The sequence below is a fragment of the Streptomyces sp. NPDC058701 genome, assembly GCF_042715295.1.
Lineage (GTDB): Bacteria > Actinomycetota > Actinomycetes > Streptomycetales > Streptomycetaceae > Streptomyces.
Window position 1 is genome coordinate 111,927 of the sequence record NZ_JBHXSY010000003.1, and the last position, 17,055, is coordinate 128,981.

14 protein-coding genes are annotated in these 17,055 nt (G+C 76.1%); 6 read left to right on the forward strand and 8 right to left on the reverse strand.

The features are described from left to right. The first annotated feature begins 17 nt into the window (after positions 1–17). A complete protein-coding gene (locus ACFWW8_RS04035; RefSeq protein ID WP_386523275.1) occupies positions 18–314 on the forward strand; it encodes a YkvA family protein in 297 nt (98 codons plus the stop codon). 143 nt (positions 315–457) lie between these two features. On the opposite strand, the gene ACFWW8_RS04040 is transcribed toward ACFWW8_RS04035, so the two are convergent. From ACFWW8_RS04040 to ACFWW8_RS04050, 3 genes are all read right to left on the reverse strand, one after another. Then, positions 458–1,102: a fasciclin domain-containing protein gene (locus ACFWW8_RS04040; protein ID WP_386523278.1), complete on the reverse strand. Its 645-nt coding sequence runs from the start codon at positions 1,100–1,102 to the stop codon at positions 458–460. A gap of 679 nt (positions 1,103–1,781) precedes the next feature. Beyond that, positions 1,782–2,417 (reverse strand): alpha-ketoglutarate-dependent dioxygenase AlkB, encoded by a 636-nt coding sequence (locus tag ACFWW8_RS04045; protein WP_386523281.1) that lies wholly within the window; start codon positions 2,415–2,417, stop codon positions 1,782–1,784. A 92-nt stretch (positions 2,418–2,509) separates the two neighbouring features. Then, positions 2,510–2,893 (reverse strand): RNA-binding S4 domain-containing protein, encoded by a 384-nt coding sequence (locus ACFWW8_RS04050; RefSeq protein WP_386523284.1) that lies wholly within the window; start codon positions 2,891–2,893, stop codon positions 2,510–2,512. A gap of 134 nt (positions 2,894–3,027) precedes the next feature. Between ACFWW8_RS04050 and ACFWW8_RS04055 the strand changes: the two genes are divergently transcribed. The 3 genes from ACFWW8_RS04055 to ACFWW8_RS04065 all read left to right on the forward strand — a co-directional run bounded on the left by ACFWW8_RS04055 (position 3,028) and on the right by ACFWW8_RS04065 (position 6,583). After that, the gene (locus tag ACFWW8_RS04055) at positions 3,028–3,423 is read left to right on the forward strand and encodes a molybdopterin-binding protein (protein ID WP_386523285.1); all 396 of its coding nucleotides are present in this window, start codon (positions 3,028–3,030) and stop codon (positions 3,421–3,423) included. A gap of 123 nt (positions 3,424–3,546) precedes the next feature. Then, positions 3,547–4,371: a molybdate ABC transporter substrate-binding protein gene (gene modA / locus ACFWW8_RS04060; protein ID WP_386523287.1), complete on the forward strand. Its 825-nt coding sequence runs from the start codon at positions 3,547–3,549 to the stop codon at positions 4,369–4,371. Between the two features lie 274 nt (positions 4,372–4,645). After that, entirely contained in the window at positions 4,646–6,583 is a 1,938-nt protein-coding gene (locus ACFWW8_RS04065) for an ABC transporter permease (protein ID WP_386523289.1), read from the forward strand. A gap of 87 nt (positions 6,584–6,670) precedes the next feature. Here ACFWW8_RS04065 and ACFWW8_RS04070 read toward each other — a convergent pair whose 3' ends face one another. The 3 genes from ACFWW8_RS04070 to ACFWW8_RS04080 all read right to left on the reverse strand — a co-directional run bounded on the left by ACFWW8_RS04070 (position 6,671) and on the right by ACFWW8_RS04080 (position 12,211). Next, entirely contained in the window at positions 6,671–9,484 is a 2,814-nt protein-coding gene (locus ACFWW8_RS04070) for a phosphodiester glycosidase family protein (protein WP_386523291.1), read from the reverse strand. A gap of 278 nt (positions 9,485–9,762) precedes the next feature. Further along, positions 9,763–9,999 carry a hypothetical protein gene (locus ACFWW8_RS04075; protein ID WP_386523294.1) on the reverse strand — a complete coding sequence of 79 codons (237 nt, stop codon included), beginning with the start codon at positions 9,997–9,999 and terminating at the stop codon, positions 9,763–9,765. Between the two features lie 115 nt (positions 10,000–10,114). Next, on the reverse strand, positions 10,115–12,211 hold the full coding sequence (locus tag ACFWW8_RS04080) for a SpoIIE family protein phosphatase (RefSeq protein ID WP_386523296.1): 2,097 nt from the start codon (positions 12,209–12,211) through the stop codon (positions 10,115–10,117). 345 nt (positions 12,212–12,556) lie between these two features. Here ACFWW8_RS04080 and ACFWW8_RS04085 point away from each other — a divergent pair, with 345 nt between their 5' ends. Then, the gene (locus ACFWW8_RS04085) at positions 12,557–13,129 is read left to right on the forward strand and encodes a hypothetical protein (protein ID WP_386523298.1); all 573 of its coding nucleotides are present in this window, start codon (positions 12,557–12,559) and stop codon (positions 13,127–13,129) included. Positions 13,130–13,135: 6 nt separating this feature from the next. On the opposite strand, the gene ACFWW8_RS04090 is transcribed toward ACFWW8_RS04085, so the two are convergent. Beyond that, on the reverse strand, positions 13,136–14,542 hold the full coding sequence (locus tag ACFWW8_RS04090) for a DUF6777 domain-containing protein (RefSeq protein ID WP_386523701.1): 1,407 nt from the start codon (positions 14,540–14,542) through the stop codon (positions 13,136–13,138). 202 nt (positions 14,543–14,744) lie between these two features. Here ACFWW8_RS04090 and ACFWW8_RS04095 point away from each other — a divergent pair, with 202 nt between their 5' ends. Further along, on the forward strand, positions 14,745–16,016 hold the full coding sequence (locus tag ACFWW8_RS04095; RefSeq protein WP_386523704.1) for a streptophobe family protein: 1,272 nt from the start codon (positions 14,745–14,747) through the stop codon (positions 16,014–16,016). Positions 16,017–16,046: 30 nt separating this feature from the next. Here ACFWW8_RS04095 and ACFWW8_RS04100 read toward each other — a convergent pair whose 3' ends face one another. After that, complete coding sequence (locus tag ACFWW8_RS04100) at positions 16,047–17,033, reverse strand: serine/threonine-protein kinase (protein ID WP_386523707.1); 987 nt, start codon at positions 17,031–17,033, stop codon at positions 16,047–16,049. Positions 17,034–17,055 lie beyond the last annotated feature (22 nt).

Here is a 17,055-nt window from a genome sequence, read left to right on the forward strand (position 1 = left end):
CGGGGTATAGGCGCGCCATGGACGGAAAGGTCTGGATCACCCTGGCCGTGGTCGTCGCCGTCGCTCTGGCGATCGCCGCGGCCGTACTGCTCGTACGCGTCTTCGCGGCGCGGCGGTTGCTGCTCGACGCCGGCATCCCGCTGCGCGACAAGGCCTTGTTCTGGGTCGCGGTCGTGTACACGGTCTCCCCCGTGGACCTGATCCCGGACCCGGTGTACCTGGACGACGTCGGCGTCCTCCTGCTGGCCCTGCGCTCCCTGCACGCGGCCGCCGGACGCCTGCCCGGCGGCCTGAAGGGCTCCGACCCGGCCTGACACGGGCCCGGAACGCCGGGACGGCACGGTACGGTCCCGGCCCGACGGACCCCGGGGACAGCAGGATGCGGCCCCGGAATCAATCCGGGACCGCACCGTGCTCGCCCACTCGGTTCCCCGCGCGCGCCGCGCGCGCGGCTCCGCTACTTCGGCATCAGGACGGTGTCGACGATGTAGACGTTGGCGTTGGCCGTCTTGACGTTGCCGCAGACCACGCTCGACGTGCCGTTGACCTTGTACGCCTCGCCCGAGCCCGCGGTCGTCAGCTTGGTCTTCTCCAGCGTGTCGAAGGAACCGTTCTCAAGCTGCTGCGGCGTCAGCTTCTCGCCCACCACGTGGTAGGTGAGGATCTTCGTCAGCATGGCCTTGTCGGCGAGGACCTTGTCCAGGTCCGCCTTCGGGATCTTCGCGAAGGCCTCGTTCGTCGGCGCGAACACCGTGATGTCCTTCGCGTTGTTCAGCGTGTCGACCAGACCGGCCTGCTTCACCGCGGTGACCAGCGTGGAAAGCGCCGGGTTGTTCGAAGCCGCCGTCGCCACCGGGTCCTTGGCCATCCCGTCGAACGAACCCGCACCGTCGGCGGGGACGCCCGCACAGGCCGGGCCGAAGGGCTTGTCCATCGCCGGCGACGCGTCCGGGGTGGCGGACTGCGAGGCGGAGCTGTCCGCGCTCGCCGTGGAGCCGGCGGCGGAGTCCTTGCCCGACTCCGAGCAGGCCGCCAGGGTGAAGGGAAGGACGGCCGCGGCGGCCACGGCAACGGCGGTACGGCGGAAATGAAGAGCGTTCATGGTGGCTGTTCTCCTTGGGAGTTGCTTGCTCGGCAGAAAGGACACGGATGCGTAGACGTACGGGCGCACGGAGGCACGGACGTACGGAGGTCAGAGGGGAGAAGGGAAAGAAGTCCGGTTCAGCCGACGCCGGGCCGGGCCGGGTTCCGGCCGCTCGCGCCGCCGGTTATGGTCCGGGCTCGCGTCCCGGCCCGCACTGCACTGCGGGTGGGGGTCGCGGTGGGCGGAGCACCCGCATTGGGTGAAGCGCCCGCGGGGGGTGAAGCGCCCGTCGACGGCCGTTCCGCGTCGCGGGAGGCCGTCGCCTCCCGGCCGCCGCGGGTGTGCGGCCGCCGGCCGAGGCCCCCCGCCGCGATCGGGGCCGGCGCAGAGGCCCCGTCCGCGGAGGGGAAGCCCCGGCGGCTCCAGCCGGGCCCGATACCGGCTGTCGCGCCCTGACCGCCCGGTACGGCGGTCAGGCGCCCGATCAGTGCGCACAGCGGCCCCGTACCGGTCGGGGCGTCCACGGGCGCGGGCGACGGTGCGCCCTGCTCGACGGTGCTGTGGTTGATGCTCACGTCTGGTCTTCGGCGCCGCGGGCCGGGCGGATTGGCCGTTCAGCCGGACGGATGAAAAAATTCTCGGCCATTGACGTCCCGCGGTCGGCCGGGGCGGGCGTACGCACCGGTGGAACCGCAGGTCAGCGGATTCCGCGAGGGCGGAACTGCACGCTGATCCGGGGCCCCACGGCTCGCGCCGATTTGGGCACCGCGTGCTCCATCGTCCGCTGACACGAGCCGCCCATCACGACGAGGTCCCCGTGCCCGAGGGGCAGGCGCAGCAGGGTGGCCCCGCCGTCGCGGGGGCGCAGTACGAGGTCGCGCGGATCCCCGACGGAGACGATGGCGACCATGGTGTCCTCGGTGGAGGAGCGGCCGGTCCGGTCGCCGTGCCAGGAGACGCTGTCGCGTCCGTCCCGGTAGAGGCACAGCCCGGCGGTGGCGAAGGGCTCACCGAGCTCGGCCGCGTAGTGGAGGGTCAGCGCGTCGCGGGCGTCGGCGAGTGCGGGGTCCGGCAGCGCCTCGCCCTCGGCGTAGAAGGCGAGCAGCCGGGGCACGTCCACCTCCCGCTCGTACATCTGCCGCCGCTCGGCCCGCCAGGGCACGTCGGCGGCCAGCCGCTCGAACAGCGTGTCGGCGCCGGTCAGCCAGCCTGGCAGGTGGTCGACCCAGGCCCCGGCACAGAGCTCGGTCCGCCGGATGCCGTCGAGCGGCCCGAGCAGGACCTCGTCCCCCTGATCGAAGAGCGAGCCCTGAAGTCCCTGGACGGCGTGCATGTCTCCACCCTACCCCTCGATCCGAACACGTGCTCGAACAACGGGGGGCGGTGATCCCCGGCGCCGCCTCCCTGCGAGGCGGCCCGGGACCGTCAGCGGCCGCGCAGGTTCTCGATGTCCCGGCGCTCGCGTTTCGTGGGGCGGCCCGCACCGCGGTCGCGGATGCCGACGACCGCCGCCTCGACGCGGGTGGGCGGCGGCGGACTGTTGTCGACGAAGCACTCCGCCGCGACCGGCGGACCCACCCGCTTGGCCACGGGACGCCGGACCACGACGATCCGCTCGCGCCCCGCGTGGAACAGCCTGACCTCGTCACCCGCACGCACCGGCTGCGCCGGCTTGGCGCGCTCCCCGTTGACCTTCACGTGGCCCGCCCTGCACGCGGTCGCCGCGGTCGCGCGGGTCTTCGTCAAGCGCACGGACCAGATCCACGCGTCTACGCGCACCGTGCCCGTCGCCGTCACCTCTTCAGCCATGCCACGACTCTAGCGAGACGGGCGGCGGAATCCGGAACGACTTTTGGCCGATACGACAAAGGCCATGGCACTTACCATGGAGATCACCCCAAGAGAATTGCACATGCGGCATAACCACCCCTATCTTGTCGCACATGCAGTCCTACACGATCGGCCAGGCGGCTCGTCTGCTGGGCGTCAGCCCCGATACGGCACGCCGCTGGACCGACGCCGGCCGGATCGCGGTCCACCGCGGCGAGGGCGGTCGGCGCCTGATCGGCGGCCGGGCCCTGGCCGCCTTCTCCCTGGAGGTCGGACAGGGCGCCCCCACCGAGGACGGCGAGCCGTACACCTCCGCGCGCAACGCCTTCCCCGGCATCGTCACGGCCGTCACGCTCGGCGACGTCGCCGCCCAGGTCGAGATCCAGGCGGGTCCCCACCGGCTGGTCTCCCCGCTCACCCGGGAAGCCGTCGAGGAGCTCGGACTGGAGGTCGGCATGCGGGCCACCGCCCGCGTGAAGTCCACCAGCGTGCACATCGACCGCGTCTGACTCCCCATCCCGGTACCTCCCGTCCCGTACGTCCCCGCCCGCTCCGCCGTCCCCGGCGCGGGGTCACCACCGCGCGGTACCGGCACCCGGCCGGCCGCCGACCCGACCGAGGAGCGCCAGCTCATGTCCCCGACCCTGACCCCGGCCGGTCGCCGCGCCGCCGCCGCGCTCACCGCCGCCCTGCTCCTCCCGCTGACCGCCTGCGGAGGCGGCGGCGGGAAGCCGGCCGCCGACTCCTCCGCGAGCGCCTCGGACTCCGGCTCGGCCTCCGCCGAGCCCAAGGCGGCGAACCTCACGGTGCTCGCCGCGTCCTCCCTCACCGACGTGTTCAAGGCCGCGGGCGCGGCCTACGAGAAGGCCCACCCGGGCACGAGGGTCACCTTCTCGTTCGCCGGTTCGCAGGAACTCGCGGCGCAGGTGAAGCAGGGCGCCCCGGCCGACGCGCTGGTCACCGCCGACACCAAGACCATGGACGGCCTCAAGGCGGAGACCGACCACCGCACGGTCATCGCGAAGAACCGCCTCGTCATCGCGACGGGCAAGGGCAACCCCTTCAAGATCGACGAGCTGAAGGACCTGGCGGACTCCAAGCTCAAGGTCGTCCTGGCCGCGCCCGAGGTCCCGGTCGGCCGCTACAGCAAGGAGATCCTGGACAATCAGGCCGTCACGGTGAAGCCGGTCTCCCAGGAGCCCAACGTCCGCGCCGTGCTGAGCAAGGTCGAGCTCGGCGAGGCCGACGCCGGGCTCGTCTACAAGACGGACTCCGCCAAGTCCGGCGACAAGGTCGTCGCCGTGGACATCCCGGACGACCAGAACGCGGTCGCCTCCTACCCGGCCGCCGCCCTGAAGCAGTCCAAGAACGCGGCGGCCGCCGCCGCGTTCGTGACCTGGCTCGGCAGCCCGGAAGCGCAGAAGATCCTCCAGGACGCGGGCTTCCAGAAGCCGTAGCGGACACCGCGCCGTACGCCGGGTCAGGCACCACCACGGCGCCGACCCGGTGACCCGGTGACGCCGGCACCGGGGAGGGACCGCCCGGTCCGGGGCACGGGCGGTCCCTCCGGACCGGGCGGCGCCCGTCCGGGCGGCGCACGTCCCGGCGGCGCACGTCCCGGCGGCGCGCGTCAGGCAGTTGTACGCCGGGCAGCTGTACGTCGGGCACCGCGGGCGCGGGCGGCCGCCGTACGCTTCTCACGCCGCCCTCACCCCCAGCCAGGAACCCCTCATGAGCAGACTCCGCACCCGCACCCGACCCCCCGTGGCCCTCGCGCTGCCCGCGCTGCTCGCCGTCGCGTTCCTGCTGCTGCCCCTCATCGGCATCCTGACCCGCACGCAGTGGGGCGACCTGGACACCCACCTCTCCAGCCCCGGTGTCGTCGAAGCCCTGAAGCTGTCGCTGCTGGTGTCGCTGTGGGCCCTCGGCCTCTCGCTCCTCCTCGGCGTACCGCTCGCCTGGCTGCTGGCCCGGGTCGACTTCAGGGGCAAGCCCCTCGTCCGCTCGCTCGTGCTGCTCCCGATGGTGCTGCCGCCGACCGTCGGCGGCGTGGCGCTGCTGCTGGGCTTCGGTCGCCGTGGACTGCTGGGACCCTGGCTGGAGGACGCCTTCGGGGTCACCCTGCCCTTCCACACCTCGGGGGCCGTCGTCGCGGCCACGTTCGTCGCGATGCCGTTCCTCGTGATCAGCCTGGAGGGCGCGCTCGGCGGCCTGAAGCAGAGCTACGAGGAGACCGCCGCGTCCCTCGGCGCCCCGCCGGTCCGGGTGTTCTTCACGGTCACCCTGCCCATGGTGGCCCCGGGCCTGATCGCGGGCGCCGCACTCACCTGGGCCCGGGCACTGGGCGAGTTCGGCGCCACCATCACCTTCGCGGGGAACCTGCCGGGCACCACCCAGACGCTGCCGCTCCAGGTGTACCTGCTGCTCCAGGACGAGCCCGAGGCGGCGACCTCCGTCTCCCTCCTGCTCCTCGCCATCGCCATGGCCGTACTGATCGCGCTGCGCGGCCGCTGGACGGGCACCCCGGTCGCCCGCACCGCCGCCGAGGTGCCGAAACCGGTCGAGGAGACCCCGTCCCCGCTCCCTCCGGGCGAGCCCGTGGAGCCTGCCGGGAACTTCCACCGTGACGGCGGCCGCTGGCCCCTGCACGCCACGGTCACCGGCTTCACCCACCTCACCCTCGACGCCGCGCCGGGCACCACCATCGCCGTCGTCGGCGAGAACGGCGCCGGAAAGACCACCTTGCTGCGGGCCCTGCTGGGCCTGACTCCGCGTGCCCACGCCGACCTCGTCCTCGGCGGCACGGACGTCACCGCCCTGCCCCCGCACCGGCGGCAGGTGGCCTGGGTACCGCAGGACGGCGCGCTGTTCCCGCACCTGAGCGCCCTGGCCAACACCGCGTACGGGCTGCGCGCCCGCCGCGTGCCGCGCGCCGACGCCCGCCGCGAGGCCCAGGCCTGGCTGGACCGGCTCGGCGTCGGGCACCTCGCCCAGCGCAGGCCCGCGCAGCTGTCCGGGGGCCAGGCCCAGCGCGTCGCCCTCGCCCGGGCGCTCGCGGCCCGCCCCCGGCTGCTGCTCCTGGACGAGCCGCTCGCCGCCCTCGACCAGACGACGCGGGCCCGTGTCCGGCACACCCTGCGCACCCATCTGGCGGGCTTCGGCGGGGTCTGCCTCATCGTCACGCACGACCCCGTGGAGGCGGTGTCCCTGGCCGACCGGGTCCTCGTACTCGCCGACGGGCGGACCCTGCAGGACGCCCCGCCCGCCGAGGTGACCCGCCACCCGCGCTCCCCGTGGGTGGCCCGGATGCTGGGGCGCAACGCCTGGCCCGGCACCGCATCGGCCGACGGCCTCGCGCTGGCCGCCGGGGGCCGCCTCGTCGTTGCCGAGGCACTGCGGGAGGGGGCACGGGCACTGGCCATCATCGCCCCGGAGGCCGTGTCGGTGCACCGGGACCGCCCCGGCGGCAGCCCCCGCAACGTCTGGCGGGGCACCGTGCGCGAGGTCACCGCCGTCGGCAGCCGACTGCGCGTCCTGGTCTCCTCCCCCGAGGCGCCCGACCTGGTCGCGGAGATCACCCCGGAGGCCGCCGCCGAGCTGGGCATCGCCGACGGCGTCGAGGTGTGGACGAGCGTGAAGGCCACCGAGGTCACCCTCGTACCGCTCTAGCAGAGGGCCGGGAGCCGGCCCGGGTCCTCCTCGACACGGCCTGGGCCACCGGGTGGCTCCGGTGCCGCCCGCGCCCGGCCCGCCGGTTCAGCGCGGCGGCCCCGGCGACGCCGCGGTCCGGGGCAGTGGGCCGGTCGGCCGTGCGGAGAGCCAGTCGCGGCCGGGGTCCGGGAAGGCGTCGGCGCCCACCAGGGTCCAGCCGGTACGGGCCGCCTCGAGGGCGAGCACGCCCTCGGAGCGTCCTGCGGCGAACCGCGGGGCGCCGACGGTGAGCACCACGGCGCCCTTCCCCGTGGCCCGCCGGAACTCCGCGAGGCGGCGGGCCAGCAGGGCCTCCTCCTTGCGGTCCACGGTGCGCACGGTGTACCGGCGCACGACGGCCAGCGCGCCCGTACCGGGATCCCGGGCGGCGGCCGCCAGTGCGTCCCGCAGGGTCCGTAGGCGTTCCAGCCCGCCCCCGTCGAGGGTGCGGCGGGCGGTGTCGAGCGGCACGAACCGTACGCCGCGGTGCAGGAACGGCCGCCGCTCGGCGCCCGTCACCACGAGGTCGGCGCCCGTCACCGCGCGGTCCGCGGCGGCCGCCCGGACGTGCCCGGCGCCGGGGGCGACGGCGAACCGCCAGGGCCGGGCGCGGACTTCGTCTCCGGTGGCCACCACCGGGTCCGGCCGGGCGGGCTCGTGGGCCGCGGGTCCGGTGGGCGGGGTACGGGCGGCGAGGGTGTCCAGGAGCAGCCGGCCGGGACGGGACCCGCCGGTGGCGGAGAGCCGGGTGACGGTGAGCGGCCGCTGCGGTGCGGCGGGCAGCGGGAGGGAGATCTCCCGCCAGCCGGTCCAGTCCACGACGGGTCCGCGTACCGTGACGGCGGCCCCGTCCGCGTCGGCCAGTTCCACGGCGGGCCGGGCGCCGGAGCCGTCCCCGCCGACCCGGAGCGTCAGCGTCCGGGCCAGCTCCGGCACGGGCAGCGGCCGGGGCGGGACCGCCGAGGCCTCCGGGGCCGGGGCCTCGGCCGGGACCGCCGGCACGTCCGGAGGTGGCGGGAAGGGCGGGACCAACGGCAGTCCGGGCGGCCGCAGTTCCAGGGCGAGTCCGGGCCCGGGGTCGCCCCCGGCCGGGGCCACGCCCGGCCCGGTCCAGGCGGCCGCGTCCTCCATCCCGGCCAGCTCCCGGCTGGACAGACCGACTCCGAGGGCCAGTTCGGCGGTGAACCCGGTGCCCCGGAGCGTGGCCAGCAGCCGCCCGGCGGCCCGCGGGACGAGGGCGGTGACGGTGAAGCCGCCCGCGGCGTCGCCGGTGACGCGCCACCGCGAACGGTCGAACCGCAGGGTCACGTCCCGGGGTTCGACGGTGGTGGCCGCGCCCTGCGCGTCGTACCCGGTCAGCACGAACCCGGCGCTCTCGCCCGCCTCCGCGAGGCCGATGCGGGCCGGTACCGGGCGCAGCCGGGCCGGCGGGCCGAGCACGTCGAGGCGCAGCGTGCCGCGGGCGGTACCGAGCCGGGCGGACGCCGTGACGCTCCCGGCGCGCGGGGCGCGGAGCACCCCGTCCGCCCCGATCGAGCCCGCCGTGGCGGACCACCGGGGCCGGCCCGCGGCCGGTCCGAGCGCGGCGTCGTGGCCGGTGGCCGTGAGGCTGCGGGTCAGACCGGGGAAGACACGGGCGGCTCCGCCGAGCGCGTCGACCCGGAAGCCGGTGGGCCGGCCGGGGCCCTCGGGGGCGGTGAGGACGATGCCGTTGGGCACCGGGCGCGGGCGCCCGTCGGAGGGGGCGTTCTCCAGGAGCGGCGTCGCGACTCCGCTGATCGCCGCGAGGAGGGTCGAGGAGCCACCGCCGTCGAGGTTGAGGGCGTCGTGGGCACCGGCCCGGTGCATCAGCCGGCCCAGCGCGGTCAGGGTGAGGCCGCCGCTGTCGCGCTGGCGGCCGTCCACCGTCACGAGGCGCAGGCGGCGCCCGTCGCGGGAGAGGCCGACCGCGGTGCGCGGCGCGGCCGCGTTGTTCGGGGCTCCGTCGTGGTCCTGCGGTACTCCCGCCACGACGAGCGGCTCCCGGCCGCCGACAGCCGCGACCGGCGCCGGGCCCGGATCGGGCGCGGGCCGGGCCGCGACGGCGACGGGGTCCCCGGGGCGCAGGGCGGCGAGCTCGGCCGCGGCCGCGCCGAGGCCGAGCAGCAGGGTGGTGCCGGGGGCGGGACGCCGCCGCGGCCCGGCGGGGTCCAGGGGCGCCCGGACGGTGGTGACCAGGCCGTCGCGTACGTCGACGGCGACGGCGCCGTCCCGGCCCGGGATCCCGGTGCCCGCCCACGCGGCGGTGTAGGCGGCGATGCCGTCGGCGGGCGGCCGGGCGGTGTTGTAGCCGGTGAGCGGGCGGGCGCGGCCGCCCGGCAGGGTGACTCCTCCGGCGAGGCCGATCCGCAGGACGCGGCCGCCGCCGTCGGCGCCGAAGGCGACGGCGCGGTCCGCGCCGGGTGTCGCCGCGTGGAGCAGCCGCCCGGCGGTGAGGCCGGGGCCGAGCGGGGCGCCCGTACGGCCGATGTCGAAGAAGTCCCCGTTGACGGCGGCGACCACGCGCCGCCCGGGACCGGGCCGGTGCCGGGCGGCGGCCTCCGCGACGGTGGCCGCGCCCGCGCCGCCGAGGTACTCGGCCCGCACCCCGGCGCTCCCCCCGAGGTCGACGACGAGCTCGTCGATCCGCAGCCAGCGGTCGGCCTCCAGCCGGTCGTACGACTCCAGCCGGATGCCCGGGGCGACCTGACGGCCGGTCCGGCCGGTCTCGATGCCGTCCCCGGCCTTGCCCGCGGCGTACGCGGGAACGGAGAGGACCGCGGCGAGGACCACGGCGAGCAGCGGCGGGAGCACGGGCCGCGGCGGGCGGCGCACGGGCGTCAGCGGGCGCGGGTTCGACACCCGGGAAGGATGGTCCCCCGGTGACGTCCCGCGCGCCGCGAACCGGGCGCGGACCCGCACGTTCAGCCGTTCGGGCGCCCGCCGGACCGCCGGGACGCCGGCGCGGGGCAGGCACGGCGCCGACACGGGTTCACGGCCGCTGACCCGGCCGGCGAAGCAGGCCCGGGGGCCGGTTCGTCCTGCCGTCGGATCAGCGCGGCGTTCGTGGCGCGCGCGTGCGAGGTGACGGACCGCTCGCAGCAGTTCGCGCGTCGACGCACCGGTGCGCCCGACGGGGTTCACCACGGCCGGCCGGCGCCGCCGTGGAAGGGGTGCGCGCTCACGGTGTCGGTGGCGCCGGGATCGGCCTCGGCGGAGGCGGGTTCGCGCGGTGCGTGACCGGTCCACCGGAGGAAAGCCTCCCTGCGCCCGGTGGTCATGCTCGTGCCGCGGCTGCGGCGCACCTGCCGGGCGGAGTACGTAAATCCGGCGCCGGCCGCGAGGGACATCAGCTGAGGGGACATCAGCGTCACCACGCGTGCCGGAGCGATCGTCGACGGCGCTCCGGCACCCGGCGCCGAGCTCTGCCTGCGCGGCCGACCGGACCGACCCGGGTGGGCGGTGCTCCGGTCCCCGACCGCGGTCGCGGCCTCAGGCGGCGGTTTCCGGGGCCCCCTCCGGCCCGGCGAGGTCGAACTCGCACCACACCCGCTTCCCGCCGCCCCGCGGCTCCACGCCCCAGGCGTCGGCGAGCCGGTCCACCAGGAGCAGGCCGCGCCCCGACTCCTCCCAGTCCCCGGCGTCGCGCGGCCGGGGCAGGGCGCTGCTGGAGTCCTCGACCTCGAACCGCACCCGCCCCTGCGCCGTCAGCCGCAGTCCCACCTGGGCGCCGCCGTCGGTGTGGACCAGGGCGTTCGTCATCAGCTCGTCCGCCGCCAGCTCGATCTCGTCGGCCCGCTCCCCGGCGCCCCAGGCCGCCACCGCCGCCCGGATCAGGTGCCGGACCGCCGTCGGGGCGTCTGCGTCGCCCGGGTCCAGGCGGTGGCGCAGCGGGCCGCCGCCGCGCGCGTCGGGCGTGCCGCGCCGGCGCAGGACGAGCAGGGCCATGTCGTCGCCGCCGCCCGCGTCGCCGACCAGGTCGCAGAGCAGGTCGGCGAGTTCCTCCACGTCGGCGGGGCCGCCGTGGACGGCCTCCATGAACTCCCGCATGCCCGTGTCCGCGTCGCTGCCCGGCCGCTCGATCAAGCCGTCCGTACAGAGCAGCAGGGTGTCGCCGGGGTGGAGTTCGAGGCTGGTGACGGGGTATCCGGAGCCGCTCGGCGCCCCCTCGTGGGGGGCGCCGTCCCGCGCGGGCAGGCCGAGGGGGAGGCCGCCGGCCACCTGAACGCGGTGGCAGCTTCCGTCACCGCGCCGCACGACCGGGTCGAGGTGCCCGGCGCGAACCATGCCGATCATCCCGGTGGTCAGGTCCACCTCGGCGTACGTACAGGTGGCGAACCGTTCTGTCTCCAGTTCCCGGAGGAAGGCCGAGGCCCGTTCCATCGCCGCGCCGGGCGTGTGCCCCTCGGTGATGTAGGCGCGCAGGACGATCCGGAGCTGTCCCATGACCGCGGCCGCGTCCGTGTCGTGCCCCTCCACGTCGCCGATCATCACGCCGACCCGGCCCTCGCCGAGCGGGATCACGTCGTACCAGTCGCCGCCGACGTCCCGTCCCATCCGGGCGGACCGGTACCGTACGGCGATCCGCGCGCCCGGCACGTCCGGGATGCGGCGGGGCAGCATGGCGCGCTGGAGCCCTTCGGCGAGGTCGTGCTCCTGCTCGAACAGGATGGCGCGCTGGAGGCTCTGGGCGATGCCGCTGCCGAGGGCCATCAGCAGGTTCCGCTCCTCGGCGGTGAAGTCGCCGTCCCGTGTGTAGAGCAGCCCGAGCGCGCCGATGGGACGCCCCTGGGCGATCAGCGGCAGGTAGACCCCGCTGCGCACGGCCAGCGGCTCGATGTACGGCCAGAGCAGCGGGTAGCGCCGCTGGAACTCCTCCCGCGAGGCGAGGAACACCGGCTGCATGGTCCGTACGGCCTCGCTCATCGGGAACTGCGCGTCCGTCCGGGTGTACTCGATCTCCGGGACGTACGAGCCGAGCTGCCCCTCCGCGACCAGGTGGATGCGGCCGCCGTCGACGACGCCGAGCATCACGCTGACCGCGCCGAGGTGTCCGAGGGCCTCCGGGTCCTTCAGGGTGTCCGTCACGTCGTTGACGGTGCGGGCGTGGGCCAGGATCGCCGTGGTCCGTTCGACGACCCCCGTCATCCGCCGCCGTCCCTCGTCCCGCTCGCCGGCGGCGCCCGGTTCGCCCGGGTCGTGGGCCGCGTCGCGGAGTATCCCGATGATCCGGTACGGGCGGCCGTCGCGCTCCCGCAGGACGTGGCCCTGGAGGTGGGTCCAGGCGGGGGAGCCGTCCCGGCGGCGGCTGCGGACGTACGCGCCGTAGTGGCTGCGGCCGTCCTTCAGCGCCTGCGCGACGCGGGCGTCGAGCCGGGCCGCCTCGACGGGCGGGATGCGCAGGCCCAGCCCCGCGGGCGTACCGGGGAATTCGTCCGGCCGCAGGTCGAGCACCTCGAGGGCGGTCGGGTCCAGATGCATCCGACCGCTGTCGAGGTCCCAGTCGAACGTGCCCATGCGGTTGAGCGCGAGGCTCGTGTCCGGCCGCGCGGGCCAGTCGACTTCGGGGTTCTCTCCCCTTCGGCCCATGGAGCAAGGGTCTCACTCCAGCCCGCCGGTGTCCCAGCGGGGAGCGGGGCGGGCGGCGGGCGGGGGCCACGGCCCTGCCGGCTCCGGCGGTGCGCCGCGGTCCGCACCCCGTCTCCCGTCTCCCGTCTCCCGGCCAGGAGTGCGCTCCCGCGCCTCCGCGGTCGACGCCTCCGCCGCGGCGGAGGACGATGGACGGGACGGGGAGTCCGGTCCGTCACGCCCCGCGTGGTGGCCGGAGGAGCGCCGGACGGGGAGCCGGAGGGCTCGTCCGGCCGCGTCGGGCCGTGCACACGCACCCGCTGCCCTCGTCGTTCGCCGCAGGCCCGCGAGGGAGGAGCACACCCCATGACCCGGCACCGCCGCCGCACCACGGCCGGCTCCCTGATCGCCTGCTCGCTCTTCGCCGGAAGCCTCGTCGCCGGACATTCCGTCACCCTGGCCCCGGCGGCCGCCGCGGCCCCCGCCGTCGGCACGTGCACGGTGAAGCCCGCCGCCGACGGACTGAGCGTCACCGTCCGGGGCTCCGGCTGGGATCCGGAGGCGGATCTGCGGATCGACGGCGGTGAGGGCACCGGTACCGTGCCGGTCGAGGACGACGGGACGTTCTCGCTCGTGCGCTTCCAGCAGAGCACCGCCTTCACGGTGTTGCCCGCGACCGGCGGCACCCGGGCATGCCAGGTCCTCACGGCGGACGACGCGCGGCCGGAGACGGGCGGGAACGCCCTCCGCAAGGCCCGCCAGGAGGGCTTCAGCGCGGGCGTCAAAGCCGGCACGCAGGCGGCCCGGCAGGGCTGCGGCAGCGCGCCCGAGCCGCCGCCGAAGCCCGGACCCACCGCTCGGAACGCGGCCGCGGCGGCCGCCTTCGAACAGGGCTTCCTGGCCGGCGCACAGAGCGCCTTCGACCTGTTCTGCCGCTGAGCGCCCCTACCGCGCGGGGGGTACGGGCCCGCGACCGGACTGCGTGCCCGTGCCCGGGGAGGACGGGGGCGGCACGGTGGGCGGACCCGACGTCTCCGTCCCGCTCGGAGTGCCGCTCCGGTCCGTCAGCCCCGGCTTCTGCTGCGCACCGCTCGGTGCGCCGCTGTCCGTGGGGGTTCCCGCGTCGGACGGTGTGCCCGAGTCCGACGGCGTACCCGAATCGGTCGGCGTGCCCGGGTCGGTGGGCGTTCCCGCGTCCCGCTGCCGGTCGGTGTCCGTCTCCGTGGACGTGCCCGGGTCCGTCGGGGTGCCGGTGTCCGTGTCGGAGGACGGACCGGTCGGGGTGTCCGCGTCGGACGGCGTACCCGAGTCCACGTCCGTGGGTGTGCCCGTGGACGTGTCCGGGTCGGACGGCGAGCGGGAGGGCGGGGCCGTCGTCACCGGAGGCGTCGGGACCACCGGCGGGTCGATGCGCCGGTCGGGGTCCGGCTTCGTACCCCGGTCGCGCTGGTACCAGCGCTCGTCCTCGTGGTCGTAGATCACGATCTTGTTGACGATCTTCACCGAGGGTGCGATCACCACCACGTTCTGCGGGTGGTACGCGCTCCACGGCTGCCCGTACCGCTTCGAGTCGGGCTTCAGGGGCACCGGCTCCCCCAGCGGGTTCCCGCAGGCGCACCGCACCCGGGGCACTCCGCGGTCGTCCACCAGCACGGCCGTTCCGGCCTGGAGCACGGCTTGGTAGGGGGTGGCGCGGCCGTCCTTGTAGCCGTGGTTGGTGACCCTGGTGTCCAGCCGCAGCCGGACCGGTGCGAGGGAGCGCAGGTAGCCGGGTACGGCCGCGGGCCGGATGCCCAGGGCCTCGGCGAACGCGCTGTTCTTGGCGGGCTCCGCCACGAGCACCCGCACCTGCTTCTCGACGTCGCAGCTGGCCACGTCCTGGGTACCGCCGTACAGGCCGGGCTGGGCGCCGCTGACGGTGCGGGTGGCGGTGGTGCCGGTGGTGGGCGCGGGGCCCGTGGGCGTCGGCTGGGTTTCCGGGGTGCCCGGCGCCGTGGCGGTGGACTCGGTGAACGGGTCCTGCCCCGCGGACCCCGCCGGCTGGAGGAAGACCTCGCCGCCGGTGGCGGTCGGCGTACCGCTGGGCCGGGTCAGCACCACGACCAGCGCCACGGCCGCCGCCACCGCCACGAGCGCCGCCGCCAGCCGGGGCGCGGAGCGCCACCAGGGCCTTCCGGGAGGCCGCCCGCCGGGGGGCTGCCCGGAGGCCCCGGAACCGCCCGGCGGAACCGGGCCGGACGGACCGCCCGGACCTTCCGGCGGCGGGCCCTGACGGCCGCCCGAGAGCGGCCCGGACGGAGGACCGGCGGGGCGGTCGGACGGAGGGCCTCCAGGACGGTCGGAGGGCGGTATGCCCGAAGGTTGCGTGGTCACGGATGCCCTCCGTACGCAGAAGTTCCGGTCCCGGCTGGACGCTCCGTCCGTAGACCCACCCATACGGGTGCATTCCTTGCAGTATCCGGGCACCCGTCACTCCGCCGCGCGACCGACTGGGCCGTTCAGGTGGTGGCCGCACGCGGGCGGTGCCTACCGTTGCAGGGTGAGCCGTACGCCGATGGCACCGCCGACCGGGAGTTCCTCCACGGGGGCGTGGCGCGACGCGCTCGTCGCCGTCGTCGCGGGATTCGTGGTGATGGCGGTGGTCGGCGCGGCCGGGCTGGCCTGCGCCGGCGCCGGCGACCTGCCGGAGGGCGCGTTCCCCCGCGTGGTCGCCGCCGTCGTCGTCCTGGCCGCCGGCGGGTCGGTCGAGGTGTCGGGCGGGGCGGGCTTCCTCGCCGGCGCGGACGCGAGCCTGGCCGTCATGCCGCTCTCGGTGAGCCTGGCCGGAGCCCTCACCGCCGGCTTCTGCTTCCTGCGGCCCCTGCACAACCGGGCCGTGGCCCGCCCCCGCGAACTGGCCGGGCGTGCGCTGCCGTTGGTGGTGCTGTGGCTCGTCGCGCTCACCGGCGCCTCGCTCCTGGCCCGCCAGACGTTCGGGATCTCCACCGGTGACTCCCCCGTCGGCGAGATCGGCGAACTCCTCGACGCCGCGCCGACGGTGGGATTCCGCGCGGCCGTTCCCGCCACGCTCCTGTTCGGACTGCTGTGGATCGCGGGCGTGTTGCTGGTCTGTCTGCTGGTCTCCCGCCGCGCGCCGCTGCCGGCCGGGCTGGTCCGCTTCCACGCGGCGGTGCGGCCCGCCGCGTTCGCGACGGTGGCGCTGCTGCTCGCGTACGTCGTCCTCGGCATCGCCGTCGGGCTGGTCGTGGCCGTGACCCGCGGCCACGCCGGGCAGACCCTGGCCGTGGTCCTGCTCGGCTTGCCGAACCTGGTCTGGATCGCGTTCACCCTGGGTTTCGGCGGGGCCTGGCAGGGCCGTGCGGAGGGGCCGTTCGGGCTGCCGGTGCCGCAGGTGCTGGACCAGGGGCTGCGCGGCACCGACCTGTCCACGGTGGATGTCGCCTCGCTCGCGCAGCGGGACGCCCGGGCCTGGTGGCTGGTGGTGGTCGCCGCCGTCCTGCTGCTGGGTGCGGGCGTGCTGACGGCCGTACGGTCCCCCGCGCACGTCCGCCCCTGGCAGCACGCCCTGCACCTCGGCGTGGCCCTGGCACTGGCGACGCTCGCGGTGTGCCTGCTGGCCGGGGTGCGGGCCCGGTTCGGGCTGTCCCTGCTCGGCATCGGCGACGTGGACGGCCTCGGCGGCCGGGTCGAACTCACCGCCCTGCTGGGCCGCACGGTGGGCCTCGCCCTCCTCTGGGGCGCGGTGGCGGGCTTCCTCGGCGCCCAGCTGGCCCGCCCCCTGCACCGGCGGGGCCGCGTCGACGAACCGGCCGGCGCGCGAGGGTAGGGGGCGGCCCCGGGGGGCCCTGCCGCCCGGTCAGGACCGCTCGTGGAACACGGGACCCGCCCAGTGCGGCGGGGGCGGGGGCGGGCCCGTGGGGGAACCCGTACGGGTCAGCGGCGGCCGGGGGGCTCCGGCACCCGCCCGGCGCAGGGCGCCCGTGAACTCCAGGCAGCTGCCCCACCGGTCGTCCGGTGACTTGGCCAGCGCCTTCGCCAGGACCGCGTCCACCTCCGCGGGAAGGCCGGGACGGCGGGAGGTCGGCGGGGGCGGCGGGTCGTACTGGTGGGCCCAGAGCAGGGCCATGTCGTCGTCCCGCTGGAACGGCGGCCCTCCCGCCAGCATCTCGTAGACCACGCACCCCAGGCTGTAGACGTCGCACCGGCCGTCCACCGGCCTGCCCGAGATCTGCTCCGGCGCGACGTAGTCCAGCGTCCCCACGAACTGCCCGACGCTGGTGAAGCCGGTCAGGGACAGCGACTTCTTCGTCAGCCCGAAGTCGGTGAGGTAGACGTGCTCGGGGTGCTCGCTGTCCGTACCCGCCGCGACCAGGACGTTCCCCGGTTTGACGTCGCGGTGGACCAGGTCGTGCGCGTGCGCCGCGTCCAGCGCGGAGGCCACCTGGCCGGCGATCCGGGCCGCGGTCTCCACCGGCAGCGGCCCGGTCCGGTCGAGCAGGGCCCGCAGGTCCTGCCCGGCGACGTACCGCATCGCGATGTACAGCAGGCCGTCCGTCTCCCCCGCCTCGAAGACCGGCACGATGTGCGGGTGGTCGATGGCCGCGGCCACCTTCGACTCGTGGGCGAAACGCTGCCGGAAGGTGTCGTTCCGGGCCAGTTCGGGGGCGAGCAGCTTCAGCGCCACCGTCCGGTCCAGCCGCAGGTCACGCGCCCGGTAGACGACGGCCATCCCGCCGCGCCCGATCTCGTCCTCCACCCGGTACCCGGCGATCACCTGCCCGCGCAGGTCCGACGGGCGCCCGGCGACCGGCCCCGCGACCGGATCGAGGACCGGCCCCGCGATCGGCCCCGCGACCGGATCCGCG

Excerpts from the sequence above, each read along its gene's own strand:
- ACFWW8_RS04095 (WP_386523704.1), top strand. The coding sequence starts at position 14,745 with ATGGCACCGCCGACCGGGAGTTCCTCCACGGGGGCGTGGCGCGACGCG.
- ACFWW8_RS04040 (WP_386523278.1), bottom strand. The coding sequence starts at position 1,102 with ATGAACGCTCTTCATTTCCGCCGTACCGCCGTTGCCGTGGCCGCCGCG.
- modA (WP_386523287.1), top strand. The coding sequence starts at position 3,547 with ATGTCCCCGACCCTGACCCCGGCCGGTCGCCGCGCCGCCGCCGCGCTC.
- ACFWW8_RS04080 (WP_386523296.1), bottom strand. The coding sequence starts at position 12,211 with ATGGGCCGAAGGGGAGAGAACCCCGAAGTCGACTGGCCCGCGCGGCCG.
- ACFWW8_RS04055 (WP_386523285.1), top strand. The coding sequence starts at position 3,028 with ATGCAGTCCTACACGATCGGCCAGGCGGCTCGTCTGCTGGGCGTCAGC.
- ACFWW8_RS04085 (WP_386523298.1), top strand. The coding sequence starts at position 12,557 with ATGACCCGGCACCGCCGCCGCACCACGGCCGGCTCCCTGATCGCCTGC.
- ACFWW8_RS04045 (WP_386523281.1), bottom strand. The coding sequence starts at position 2,417 with ATGCACGCCGTCCAGGGACTTCAGGGCTCGCTCTTCGATCAGGGGGAC.
- ACFWW8_RS04065 (WP_386523289.1), top strand. The coding sequence starts at position 4,646 with ATGAGCAGACTCCGCACCCGCACCCGACCCCCCGTGGCCCTCGCGCTG.
- ACFWW8_RS04035 (WP_386523275.1), top strand. The coding sequence starts at position 18 with ATGGACGGAAAGGTCTGGATCACCCTGGCCGTGGTCGTCGCCGTCGCT.
- ACFWW8_RS04050 (WP_386523284.1), bottom strand. The coding sequence starts at position 2,893 with ATGGCTGAAGAGGTGACGGCGACGGGCACGGTGCGCGTAGACGCGTGG.